An 11,144-nucleotide genomic window follows, 5' to 3' on the forward strand; every position below is an offset into this window, starting at 1 on the left:
TTCTATAAGATGCATCTTCATTTCCAATTAGGTTATTTCTTATTAAATCTACTTGTGCGAATTCATTTCTCTTTTCACTACTTTCCGTTCTAACTTTTTCAAGAGCCCTTCTTATACTTTCTGGAGATGCATTTTCTATTCCGATATCGCCATCTTTTTTCGCTTCTTCTCTTGGTAAAAATGCGTGCTTGCATCCAGGAACTGCTTGAGCTATTTTCTTTCTGATTTTTTCTCCAGCGAAGTCTGGATCAGTAAATATTATTACTCCCCTTCTTTTCTGAGCTGCTTTGATTCTCTCCATAACTCCTTTAGGAAATCCGAATCCTCCAGTTGTTATAAGCTCAGCGTCTACAGCTCTCTTCACAGCTGTAACATCGTCTCTACCTTCTACTACTATTATTTCTTTTATCATTTAATTTCACCTTTTACTTTTTATTTATTCTATTTATTGTTAAGTTTTTGCATTTATGTCTTGTTTATTTATTGAATTTTACTTGTTTCTTATTTATTCACATCTTTATATTTTAAATTTTTTTCATTATTTAATCAATGCTTTTTGGAAAAAGTCTTGTTATATGTCCATTATTAATATTTATTTTAAATCAATGCCTTAAAAGGATTTAAATCTAATTAATCGAATATATATATTCAAAATATAAATGAAAGGAATTATCATCATGAACTATTACATATCAGATTTGCATTTAGGTCACAAAAACATTCTTAGAATTTGTAATCGCCCATTTAACAATATAGAAGAAATGGAAATAAAAATTATTGAAAATTGGAATAAAAAAGTAACTCCTGAAGATGATATTTGGCTTCTCGGCGATGTAATCCATCATCATGGCGGAAATTATGTAAATACATTAAAAAATTTAAACGGAAAAAAACATCTAATTATCGGAAATAACGAAAAAAATATAATGAATAACGAAAAAGCTAAAAAATTATTTGAAAGTATTGACTATTATAGAGAGATAACTGATAACGGCAAAATGGTAGTAATGTTTCATCATCCCATTTTAGAGTGGAATAGATATTACCAAAATTCAATTCACCTACATGGTCATATTCACAATAAGACAACATTAGATACTTATAAGATTATAAAAAACAGAAAAAATGCATACAATGTAGGCGTTGATGTGATTGGATTTGAGCCATGTACGTTAGATGAGGTAATAGATAGAAATATTGAATTTTGGAAAATAAATGAATAAAAAAGAGAGTTCGAAGTTTTTATGTGGCATAGGCTTACTAAATTAGCCTATGCCTTATTTTTTAAGGGTTCCCTTCAATATTTCTCTTCCAATATTATTGAAAAACTTATCGTATTTATCATATTTAATATGTATCCCATCCGAATCATGGTATTTTAAATACCCATCATCATCTACCAAACCTTCAGTCGTATCGATAACCTCGACATTTGGCATAGTTTTACAATAATCTTGTATCTCTTGATTAAACTCAGAAATCAACTTAATTTTATGCTTAACTTTAGGATAATTATCTCCAAGAGGAAAAACCTTTTGAACATAAATTTCTTTATTACTGTATTTATTTGATAACTTCTTTATCAATATCTCTGTATCTTTTACATTAGTTTTATAATATCCTTCATCCATTCCATTTACGCCAATTAACAGACATACACCCTCAACCTTCGAAGGATTCGGCATTTTATCAAAATTATCAAGCCAATATGAGGGATAACACCCTGATTTAGCTCTTATTATAGTATCTGATGCATTTGCTTCTATTGTACTTCTCAATAAATCTGTATATGAATCACCAACAAATAAAAATTTATCTAATATAGCTATTGCATATTTTTTAAGTATATATCCATAGCCATCTTTGTATTTAATTTTGTACCATCCATTAGATGCATCTTCTACAATATCGACTTTATCTCCTTCTGATAATTTGCCTAACGCATCATCGGAAGAAGAATCTCCTTTTCTAACAGTTACAGAAGATATTATCCTGCACTGTGTTATTACCTTAAGTTCCTTATTTTCGGAAGCTTCTTCGATTTTTGTATTACTTCCTATCAATTTTATATTTAAATCCTTGATATTAAAAAGCAAAATAACTATAAATAAACCAAGCACTATAAAGATTATTTTTTTCAAATTTATTCTCATTATTAATCTCCTTTATAAAAGCCCGCTGATTTCATTCTTTAAAATTTGCTTACCTATGTACATTCCCATTCCTATAGCAGCTTCTACATGCATGAAGTTTTGCACATCTTTATTAAACAATACATTGACTCCAGGCGCAATTTCATCATCACCCTCCCAAAGACCGACACGCACAGATACCTTTGGAAATACTTCAAATTCAAAGCCTTTATCGCCTACATTACAAGGAACTCCTCCTAATTCTAGACAGCTTTGCTCGAATCCATCTAAATCATATCCATATTTATTTATCAAATGAATCACTGTGTTTTTATAAAAAGCTGGGAAAAATTGCATACCTCCATTTGGGATTTCCTTCATGCTGATCCATTTGTCTGATTTTTCGGCATCTATTTCTGTATATCCTAGATAATTTAGTATTATTACGCTAGTCTCTGCAGAATGAACAAACCCGTCTTTTTCTCTGACTATAGTTTCTTCATTGCAGTCTAATATATAATCGTTGTTTAAAAATTTTAACCTAATTTGATTTTTTTCTTCATCGTAAATTGCAACTCTTCTTTTAGCTACCTCGTTTAAATCTCTTGATTTTAAAACCTTCCACTCGTGTTCATATGCCACTTTGTAATTTGTATCCATTTACTCCACCTCATTTGTTATTTTGTTTTCTAAGTCATGTATTGCTTCATTTGTGTTGGATACGAGCTTTTCTATATCTGATTTACTCGCATTATCTACATGTATTCCAACACTTACTACTACATTTGCTTTAAATTTTTTTGATAATTTAAGTGCTATATCTCTAGCTAAAATATCATCTCTATGTCCTAAAGCACATATTGTACTGACACTTGCATTTATGTCAGAGGAAATATCTATATTTTTTGAATACTGTGCCAATGCACATGCACCTATGTGTGGTCTCTCACCTCCAACAATTGCAATATTTATATCTTTTCCACAAAATATACAGCTGACACTTATTTTATATATTCCTTCTCCAAAATCAATATCTATACTTTTCAATTTTTATTCCCATCCTTTATTTTAATTTTCTAATTAAAATTATAGTGATTATAATAAATTTAGTCTATTAATTTTAAAAAGATATAAAAAGACATGCAAAATAAAAATTATCGTGCATGTCTTTTTATATCTATTTTATTCCGAAAAATCTCTTAGCATTTGCCTTTGTCGCTTCACAAACCTCTTCATAGGAAATTCCCTTTTCCTGTGCAATTGTATCTGCTACGAATTGAACCAATGTAGGGTCATTTCTCTTTCCTCTATGTGGCGTTGGCGCCATATATGGTGAATCAGTTTCTATAAACAGTCTATCTAGAGGTATTTCTCTTACTACTTCTTTTGTTTTCTTGTTGTTTTTGAATGTTACAGTCCCTGATATAGAGATGTAGCATCCCATTTTAACGTATTCTCTAGCTAATTCTACATTACCACTGTAGCAATGAAGTACGCAGCCTGTTTCTGGGGCTTTTGTAGATTTTATAATATCAAACGTATCTCCATGTGCGTCTCTATCGTGGATTATTATTGGTAATTTTAATTCGTTAGCTAGTTCGATTTGTCTTTTAAACCATTTTTTTTGAAGCTCTTTATAGTCTCCATCGTAATAATAGTCTAGACCTATTTCGCCTATAGCTACGACCTTTTCATTTTCTGTCGCTAATTTTTTTAGCGTCTCCATATCCGCCTCAGTTAAATCCACTACATCATGCGGATGAACTCCAACTGCAGCGTATATAAAATCGTACTTATTTGCAAGGTCTACACTTTCAAATGAAGTCTTCATACAAGCTCCTGGGTTTACGACTAAATCGATGCCTTTTTCATTAAGAGAAGCGATTAACACTTCTCTATCTTCATCAAATCTTTCATCATTTAAATGTGCATGTGAGTCAAATAACATAATGTCTATCTCCTTAGCAAACTATGCATCCGTCTTTTGCACCATTAGTAAATGGTATTTTGAATGGATCTCCATCGTCACCAGCTACTAATATCATACCTTGAGATTCTACACCTCTTAATTTAGTTGGTTTTAAGTTACATACTACTATTAATTCTTTTCCAACTAATTCTTCTGGTTTGTAGTGTTTTGCAAGACCTGATACTATTTGTCTAGTTTCTGATCCAATTTTTATTTGGAATACTAAAAGCTTGTCAGCCTTTGGATGTTTTTCACAGCTTAAAACTTTACCTATTCTAAGCTCTACTTTATCTAAATCATCTATAGTGATTTGTTCTTTATGTTCAAGTGGAGCTTCTTCTGGTGCTTCTTCTTTAGCATCACTTGGATGTTCTGCGAATAATTCTTGAAGCTCAGCAACTTCTTTGTCTATGTCTAATCTTTGGAATAATATTTCACCCTTAGTTACTTTTGTACCTGGTTTTATTAGACCAAATGTATTTGTACTTTCCCAGTTAGTTAATTCTTCTACACCTTTTATACCTAATTGATCGTAAATCTTATCAGCTGTAGTATGCATTATTGGGTTTATTAATGTAGAGAATATTCTTATTGATTCACATAAGTTGTATAAAACTGTATCTAATTGATCTTTTTTATCTGGATCTTTTGCAAGTACCCAAGGAGCAGTTTCGTCGATGTATTTATTAGTTCTTCTTATTAATTTCCATACACCTTCTAATGCTTCGTGGAATTGCATTTTATTCATTTGTTCTTCAAATACTTTTCTAGAAGTCTTAGCTTGTTCTTTTAATGCTTCATCGAATTCTGTTGGAGTTTTTGGTTCTGGTATTATTCCTCCGTTGTATTTTTCAACCATAGCTAAAGTTCTACTTACTAGGTTTCCTAAATCATTAGCTAAATCTGTGTTTATTCTTGTTACGAAGTTTCTATGAGTGTAGTTTCCATCTTGACCAAATGCGAATTCTCTTAATAGATAGTATTTTAATGTATCTATTCCGTATCTTTCTATCATTTGTTCTGGATAAACTATGTTTCCTTTTGATTTACTCATCTTATCATCGTCGAATAATATCCAACCATGTCCAAATACTTGTTTAGATACTGGTAAATCTAGAGCCATTAATATTGCTGGCCATATAATTGTATGGAATCTTATGATTTCCTTACCTACAACTTGTATATCTGCAGGCCAATATTTCTTGAATAATGAGTCGTCTTCACTCATATAACCTAATGCTGTTATATAGTTACATAGAGCGTCAACCCAAACATATATAACATGTTTTTCATCGAAAGGTACTTTTATACCCCAGTCAAATGAAGTTCTAGTTACACATAGATCTTCTAGACCTGGTTCTAAGAAGTTAGCTATCATTTCGTTAGCTCTAGCTTCTGGGAAGCAGTAGTCAGGATTTTTGAATAATTCTTTTATTCTATCTTCGTATTTAGATAGTTTAAAGAAATAAGCTTCTTCCTTAGCTACATAAGTTTCTCTACCACAGTCTGGACATTTAGTTCCATCTATTAATTGAGATTCAGTCCAGAAACTTTCACATGGAGTACAATATCTACCTTCGTATTCACCTTTGTATATATCGCCTTGTTCGTATAATTTAGTAAATATTTTTTGGATTATTTTTGTATGTCTTGGTTCAGTTGTTCTTATAAAATCATCATAAGATATATCCATTGTCTTCCATAATTTTTTGATATCAGCTATCATTCCATCTAGGTATTCCATTTCTGTCATACCAGCTTCTCTAGCCTTTTTTTGTATTTTTTCACCGTGTTCGTCTGTACCTGTTAAGAATCTTACATCATATCCACAAAAACGTTTAAATCTAGCAATTGCATCTGTTGCAACTGTTGTATAAGTATGACCTATATGTAATCTACCACTTGGATAGTATATAGGTGTTGTAATATAAAAAGTTGGTTTACTCATTTTATTTCCTCCTTAATTTTTACTATAAATAAAAAACTCGCCTCCTATGGAATCCCATAGGGGCGAGTATATATTCGCGTTACCACCCTAATTTATCCAGAAAAATCTGAATGTCTTAGTGGACTAATAACGAGTCCATCCGTCTTACCTTAAATAAGTTCAGATAAGAAGCTCCAAGGCCATGTTCAATAATCAATTAGACGCTAGCTTTCACCTAATCTAGCTCTCTGCAGAAAAATCGAATTATCTACTCTTCTCTTCACAGCATTTAACTATTATTGTTATATGGTTTATTTTATTAAATAAAAAATTTGTTGTCAAGCAACATATAAAAAAATTTATTTGATTTTTGTATGATTTTTATTTTATTTCAGAAAAGACATATCTTTCTTTACGAGGTAAAAAAAGCTCATATTCAATTGTGGCACCATTATTAGAAACTGTCTTTTTATATTCAGGTAATTTTTTACCTATTAATTTTTCTAAAGCTTCGTCTGTATTATCTGTACAAACTTCTTCTTCGAAATTCATATCAAAATCATATACATTAGCACAAGGATTATGTATTTCTCTACTTACATCGTACTTTTTCATAAAAATCTCTCTCCCCTTTTAAATTTTTTAATATCTATTATTAAATTATACTATATTTTTTATAATAATTTCTAATTTTTTATTTATTCCAAATTTGAATATATCTATTTAAACAACAAATAACATATGTAAACAGAAGCTATGACTCCCGCAAAATGACTTAACATTGCACAAATCAAAGTATGACGTGTTTTCTTTATCTTTTGGCTTCCATAATAAATTGCCATAGTATAAAATACAGTCTCTGATGCCCCTACAATAGTTGCTCCCATCTTTTCTAATAAAGAATCTACAGATACTCTATTAGCTAGTTCTGAATACATACCTAGCGCCCCACTTCCTGATATAGGCTTCATCATTATAAGCCCTATCAATTGCTTCGGTATGTTTAAGATCTTTGCCAATGGTTCAAATATAAACTCAAGCATCTCAATACCTCTGCCTGATTTAAATATTCCTATAGCTAAAAATATTCCTATTATATAAGGAAGTATATTCCACGCTGTTTTGAGTCCATCAACTGCGCCTACCACAAATGCCTCGTATATATCTATTTTTTTGTATTTTCCATAAACAACTATTAACAACATTATTACAGGAATAGCCAAATTAGCTACTCTATTGAGCATCTATTTTATCCTCCTTTCAAAAATCTTACACGATACAATCGCAACTATAGTAGAAACTGTAGTCGCCACAAGAGTAGAAATTATTATTTCATTAGGATTAGCAGAGCCTAAGTCAGCCCTTATTTTTAGCATAGTAAAAGGTATCAATTGAATAGATGATATATTTATGACTAAAAACATTATCATTTCATCGGATGCTCTATCTTTTTTATCGTTTAAGGTTTGTAGCTCCTCCATTGCCTTTAATCCAAAAGAAGTTGCGCCATTCCCAGCTCCCAACATATTTAGTATTATGTTCATTATTATGTAATTCATAGCCTTGTGGTTTTGTGGGATTCGTGGAAATAATTTTTTTAAAATAAAATTCATCCTTACTCCAATTTTATCTATTAATCCAGATTCCTTCGCTATATTCATTATTCCCATCCAAAGTGACATTATAGCTGCCAAGCTTATAGTAAATTCAATAGCCTTCGAACCTTCATCTAAAATCACTGTATTTAATTGTTGTAAATTATCAAAGTAAATACTCCCCACTATCCCTATAACTATCATATAAAACCATATTTTGCTAATTTTTCCCCACCTCTCTTTAAAATAACATTTTTTTTTACGGAATAATTAATAGTTACTTTAAATAATTTTATGATGCATTAATACTACTTTATACTTGAAAGTTTTGCTAGATTATGTTTAAGTATATGTATAGGGTTTTTTTATAACTAATTAAAATATTTAAGGAGAAAAAAAATGCGAAATTTAACTCTACTTACAGATTTATACCAACTTACTATGATGAATGGATATTACGAAAAAAACATTCACGAAGATATAGTTGTATTTGATATGTTTTTTAGAAAAAACGCTTGCGACGGTGGATACACAATTATTTGCGGCATTGAACAATTAGCTGAGTATATAAATGATTTGCATTTTTCAGAAGACGATTTAGACTACTTAAGAAGTTTAAATTTATTCTCTGAGGGGTTTTTGAATTTTCTAAAGGATTTTAAATTTACAGGAGATATATACGCAGTTGAAGAAGGAACTATAATGTTCCCTGGTGAACCGATAATAACTGTAAAAGCACCTTTATATCAAGCTCAATTGATAGAAACAGCTTTACTTAATATAGTTAACTTCCAATCACTAATAGCGACTAAAGCTTCTAGAGTTTGCTATGCTGCTCAAGGGGATCCTGTTCTTGAATTCGGATTAAGAAGAGCTCAAGGACCAGATGCTGGTACTTATGGAGCAAGAGCCGCAGTTATCGGTGGATGCGCTGGTACAGCCAATGTATTAGCTGGGAAAATGTTTGATATCCCTGTTGTCGGCACACACGCTCACAGTTGGGTACAAAAATTCGATACTGAATTAGAAGCTTTCCAAGCTTATGCTGACATATACCCAGATAATTGTTTATTATTAATCGATACATACAATGTTTTAAAGAGTGGTCTTCCAAACGCTATCAAAGTATTTGATAACTTAACAGCAAAAGGATATAAACCAGCAGGTATACGTATCGACTCAGGAGATTTAGAATATCTTTCTAATGAAGTTAAAAAAGGACTTGAAGAAGCAGGATACCATGACCTAAAAATTACTGCTTCAAACGATTTAGATGAGTACATAATTGCAGATTTAAAATCAAGTGGTACAGCTATTAACTCATGGGGCGTTGGTACTAAATTAATCACATCTGCTGAATCTCCATCATTAGGTGGTGTTTACAAATTAGCAGGTTCATTCAAAGGTGATGAATTAATACCTAAGATAAAAGTATCTGAAGACCCAGAAAAAATAAATAATCCAGGTTACAAAAAGGTAGTTAGAATATACGATAGCAACAATGATGCTGGTAGTGACTTAATAATGCTAAAAGACGAAGAAATCGATACTACAAAGCCTCTAACTGTATTCCACCCTACATACACTTGGAAAAAACTTACTTTTGAAAATTATTCAATTAAAGAGCTTCATAAGCCTTTATTCATAAACGGTGAATGTAAATACGAATACAAACCTATAAACGAAATAAAAGCTTATGTAAAATCACAACTTGATACTTTCTGGGACTCTTATAAGAGACTTTCTTCACCTAAGAGATACAAAGTTGATTTATCTCAAAAACTTTGGGATTTAAAAAATGATTTATTAGAATCAAAAAAAGTGTTTTAATTAAAATAATTTTTTAGATAAAAGGGGGGTCAATTAATGGACGTTACTGATTACAGGATTATAGAAATATTGCAAAAAGATGGTAGAATTTCCATGAAAGACTTAGGAAAAATAGTAGGATTAACTTCTCCTGCTGTTTCTGAAAGAGTTAAGAGACTAGAGGAATCTGGTGTAATAGAAGGATACAAAGCTATAGTAAACCCAGACGCTTTAGGCAGAGTTATAAAGGCCTTTATCCATATTTCTTTGCCAAGTGATAAATATGAACTTTTCTTAGAAACTGCTAGAAAGGATCCTCGCATAGTTGAATGTCACCATATTACTGGAGATGATTGTTCATTATTAAAAGTTATAGTAAAGGATATGTATGAGCTTGAAAATGTCATTGATAGCATAAAATCAATAGGTACAACTAAGACCTCTGTTATTTTATCTACACCTATTCAAGCTAAATCCATACTATAATTAAAAATTATTTGGAATATAAAAATAGTCTGTCAATCGCAACAGACTATTTTTATATTTTATATTTCTCTATCAGTTTTATATTTATGAAAATAAATAGTTAAAATAAATTCCATATATGTTTTTACAATACCGCTATCTTCAAGTGGATTTAATAAATTTCTAGTTGCAACTAAATCGCAATAACCAAGTAATAGTATACCTATTACATCATCACCTAATTTATCAAATTCTCTCCACAATGATTCTTTGCCTATATTGTTGCTTTTGTATATTGATAATAAAAACATATGGTATCTTACATATTTAAAAAGCTTTTGAGTAGTAATTTCACTTAAGCCTAAATCCTTACCTAATTTGAGTACAATCTCACCACCTGTCACATCGTGACCTTTAAAGTGGGTTACACCTTTAGAATCTATACTTTTAGCCGATGGTTTCCCTATATCATGCAAAAAAATGCCTAATTTTAATATTTGTAATATAGGAAATCCAGCTTCATCAGTTGAATTCAAATAATCCCAGACGTATTTTTCTAAATGCTTTGGTAGAAATTCATTTGTTTTTAATATACCTTCAAAATACGCTAGGGTATATAAAGAATGCTGAAAAGAATTAACTATATGATATCTGCATTTTCCAACTTCTTTCATATACTTGATATCAGGTATTATTTGTTCTAATAGACCTTCTTTATCTAGTTTTTCTATTTCACTAGAGGTATCTTTATATTTTAGACATTCTAATAATTGATTTCCTATCTCATCCATCTAATCACCCCTGTTTATAAATCTAATACTTGCTTATACACAACATCTTTTTTTAGCTTTCTATCCTTGCATACGGTCTTTATAGCTTCTTTTTTACTAAAACCATTGTTGATTAGCTCTATTACATATTCCCTTTCAGTTAAACTATCGTAGTTGTTCTTTGATTGTTTTTCACCTTCAAACCCACCTACTATTAATACAAATTCACCCTTTATTTCTTTTTCTTCATAAATTTTTAGGACTGTTTCGATATCTTCTCTTATTACCTCTTGGTATTTTTTAGTTAATTCTCTGTTTACTGCTATTTTTCTATTTCCTAGAATCTTTAGCATATCCTTTAGTGTGTCCTTTAATCTATGTGGTGATTCGTAAAAAATCATAGTTCTTTCTTCTTCTTTTAATTCTTCTAGTCTTTTTCTGCGGATTTTTTTATCTCTATCTAAAAATCCTTCAAAT

General features: G+C 30.6%; 14 protein-coding genes and 1 other annotated feature. Of the genes, 3 read left to right on the forward strand and 11 right to left on the reverse strand.

Annotated features, from left to right (window positions below; translation table 11 throughout):
* A partial coding sequence (gene rnmV, locus MR593_RS11095; RefSeq protein WP_290692858.1) for a ribonuclease M5 occupies positions 1 to 412 on the reverse strand: 412 nt, incomplete at its 3' end.
* 265 nt (positions 413 to 677) lie between these two features.
* Between rnmV and MR593_RS11100 the strand changes: the two genes are divergently transcribed.
* Positions 678 to 1,223: a hydrolase gene (locus tag MR593_RS11100; protein ID WP_290692860.1), complete on the forward strand. Its 546-nt coding sequence runs from the start codon at positions 678 to 680 to the stop codon at positions 1,221 to 1,223.
* Positions 1,224 to 1,277: 54 nt separating this feature from the next.
* Here the strand turns inward: MR593_RS11100 and MR593_RS11105 are convergent, their stop codons facing one another.
* The 8 genes from MR593_RS11105 to MR593_RS11140 form a co-directional block, all read right to left on the reverse strand.
* Positions 1,278 to 2,153: an SH3 domain-containing protein gene (locus MR593_RS11105; protein WP_290692862.1), complete on the reverse strand. Its 876-nt coding sequence runs from the start codon at positions 2,151 to 2,153 to the stop codon at positions 1,278 to 1,280.
* A gap of 12 nt (positions 2,154 to 2,165) precedes the next feature.
* Positions 2,166 to 2,792, reverse strand: a complete 627-nt coding sequence (locus tag MR593_RS11110; RefSeq protein WP_290692864.1) for a DUF3786 domain-containing protein — start codon at positions 2,790 to 2,792, stop codon at positions 2,166 to 2,168.
* Complete coding sequence (locus MR593_RS11115) at positions 2,793 to 3,179, reverse strand: proteasome assembly chaperone 4 family protein (protein WP_290692866.1); 387 nt, start codon at positions 3,177 to 3,179, stop codon at positions 2,793 to 2,795. It lies immediately after the preceding gene.
* A 130-nt stretch (positions 3,180 to 3,309) separates the two neighbouring features.
* On the reverse strand, positions 3,310 to 4,080 hold the full coding sequence (locus MR593_RS11120) for a TatD family hydrolase (protein ID WP_290692868.1): 771 nt from the start codon (positions 4,078 to 4,080) through the stop codon (positions 3,310 to 3,312).
* Positions 4,081 to 4,093: 13 nt separating this feature from the next.
* On the reverse strand, positions 4,094 to 6,049 hold the full coding sequence (gene metG / locus MR593_RS11125) for a methionine--tRNA ligase (protein ID WP_290692870.1): 1,956 nt from the start codon (positions 6,047 to 6,049) through the stop codon (positions 4,094 to 4,096).
* Between the two features lie 55 nt (positions 6,050 to 6,104).
* Positions 6,105 to 6,321: a binding site (T-box leader), on the reverse strand.
* A gap of 88 nt (positions 6,322 to 6,409) precedes the next feature.
* Positions 6,410 to 6,643, reverse strand: a complete 234-nt coding sequence (locus tag MR593_RS11130) for a hypothetical protein (protein ID WP_290692872.1) — start codon at positions 6,641 to 6,643, stop codon at positions 6,410 to 6,412.
* A gap of 104 nt (positions 6,644 to 6,747) precedes the next feature.
* Complete coding sequence (locus MR593_RS11135) at positions 6,748 to 7,272, reverse strand: spore maturation protein (RefSeq protein ID WP_290692874.1); 525 nt, start codon at positions 7,270 to 7,272, stop codon at positions 6,748 to 6,750.
* Entirely contained in the window at positions 7,273 to 7,827 is a 555-nt protein-coding gene (locus MR593_RS11140) for a nucleoside recognition domain-containing protein (RefSeq protein WP_290692876.1), read from the reverse strand. It lies immediately after the preceding gene.
* Between the two features lie 195 nt (positions 7,828 to 8,022).
* Between MR593_RS11140 and MR593_RS11145 the strand changes: the two genes are divergently transcribed.
* Together MR593_RS11145 and MR593_RS11150 are read left to right on the forward strand one after the other, a co-directional pair.
* Positions 8,023 to 9,453 carry a nicotinate phosphoribosyltransferase gene (locus MR593_RS11145; RefSeq protein WP_290692878.1) on the forward strand — a complete coding sequence of 477 codons (1,431 nt, stop codon included), beginning with the start codon at positions 8,023 to 8,025 and terminating at the stop codon, positions 9,451 to 9,453.
* A 36-nt stretch (positions 9,454 to 9,489) separates the two neighbouring features.
* The gene (locus tag MR593_RS11150; protein WP_290692880.1) at positions 9,490 to 9,918 is read left to right on the forward strand and encodes an Lrp/AsnC family transcriptional regulator; all 429 of its coding nucleotides are present in this window, start codon (positions 9,490 to 9,492) and stop codon (positions 9,916 to 9,918) included.
* A gap of 59 nt (positions 9,919 to 9,977) precedes the next feature.
* Here MR593_RS11150 and MR593_RS11155 read toward each other — a convergent pair whose 3' ends face one another.
* Positions 9,978 to 10,688: an HD domain-containing protein gene (locus MR593_RS11155; RefSeq protein ID WP_290692882.1), complete on the reverse strand. Its 711-nt coding sequence runs from the start codon at positions 10,686 to 10,688 to the stop codon at positions 9,978 to 9,980.
* Positions 10,689 to 10,702: 14 nt separating this feature from the next.
* On the reverse strand, positions 10,703 to 11,144 hold a 442-nt coding region (locus MR593_RS11160), incomplete at its 5' end, for an SAM-dependent methyltransferase (protein WP_442908406.1).

The organism is Intestinibacter sp., assembly GCF_022780145.1.
In the GTDB taxonomy this organism is placed as follows: domain Bacteria; phylum Bacillota; class Clostridia; order Peptostreptococcales; family Peptostreptococcaceae; genus Intestinibacter.